The organism is Micromonospora sp. DT201 (genome assembly GCF_049841575.1).
In the GTDB taxonomy this organism is placed as follows: Bacteria; Actinomycetota; Actinomycetes; order Mycobacteriales; family Micromonosporaceae; genus Micromonospora.
Genome location: NZ_JBNCKP010000118.1, coordinates 1 through 242, shown reverse-complemented (window position 1 = coordinate 242; position 242 = coordinate 1). Strand labels below are relative to the sequence as shown.

General features: G+C 70.2%; 1 pseudogene. It reads right to left on the bottom strand.

From position 1 onward, the window contains the following. Positions 1-242, bottom strand: a pseudogene (locus ACLQ28_RS34640) (IS3 family transposase); the annotation flags it as partial.

Here is a 242-nt window from a genome sequence, read left to right as displayed (position 1 = left end):
CAGGCGGTGCGCTCGACCATCGGCTGGCCGGCAGCGCGGGCCTCATCGGCCAAGAACCGGTACCCGAACTCCGGGTCATCGCGATGGGCGTCGAACAACGCGTCTGCCCGATACGCCTCGGTCAGTTCGGCGTCGGTGACACGGCGGGCGAGCCACCGGTAGTAGGGCTGACGAGCGATGGTCAATACCCGGCACGTCACCGCCACGGGGATCCCGTCGGCGGCCAGCTCGCTCACGAGCGG